Source organism: Bartonella sp. MR168JLCBS, from assembly GCF_042194175.1.
The window spans coordinates 1-816 of the sequence record NZ_JBHIMP010000273.1 but is presented as its reverse complement, the minus strand read 5'-3'; the positions used below and the strand labels follow the sequence as shown (position 1 = coordinate 816).

Sequence of the window (816 nt, the reverse complement as noted above, 5' to 3'; positions counted from 1 at the left end):
ACTCACCATCCATCAAGCGCTGTGAAGCAGCCGTTACACGATCAATCCTCTGCAACGCGCGCCTACCAACAAAACACCATATGAGTAAAGCCCCTCCAACCATTGCTGCGAGAGCAATCATGACCGCTTTACGAATAACCGCTGCAAAACGTTCTGGTTCATCCAAATCCCGTCCCACAAGAATTTTCATAGCATTGGGCAAATCAACAATAATTGCCAAAGCGCGATGTTCGCTTGTTTTGTCATTTTCTCCAAAACGCGAATACAAAAAAGAATCCGAAAGAAAACCATTATGCTTCAAAAGTCCAACCTCAATACGTGCAACATTCCCTGCTAAAATGCGTCCCATAGGATCAGTAACAAGATAAAGAAAAGCCCCAGGTTGTCGTGAACGGTAATCAATAGTGCGTATTAATAAAGGGAGGCCACCATAGTTATAAGCGTTTTCGACACTTCTTAGCTCTTCACGCAAAGCTTGTTCAGTTTGCTCGGTTAACAATGAAATAGAAAACGCCGTCATATAAATAGAAAGCCCTGTTGCAACTAACCCAAACAATAAAATATAAAGTGCTGAAAGCCTTAGCGCAGTTGTGCGCATCATATTTATTAAACGATTCATATTTTATTATCTGGTGCTTTCAGCATATATCCAGCTCCCCGTACAGTATGGAGAAGTGGGACATCAAAATCTTTTTCAATTTTTGCTCTTAAGCGAGATATATGAACGTCAATGACATTTGTTTGTGGATCAAAATGGTAATCCCAAACATTTTCCAAAAGCATAGTGCGAGTAACAACTTGCCCAGCATATCGCAT

At 40.9% G+C, this 816-nt stretch carries 1 protein-coding gene and 1 pseudogene; both read right to left on the bottom strand.

Annotation, left to right across the window (positions count from 1 at the left end; translation table 11 throughout):
* Window positions 1-619: pseudogene (locus ACFIK8_RS10830) on the bottom strand (two-component sensor histidine kinase); the annotation flags it as partial.
* A partial coding sequence (locus ACFIK8_RS10825; protein ID WP_375669428.1) for a winged helix-turn-helix domain-containing protein occupies window positions 616-816 on the bottom strand: 201 nt, incomplete at its 5' end. The pseudogene ACFIK8_RS10830 and the gene ACFIK8_RS10825, both read right to left, overlap by 4 nt.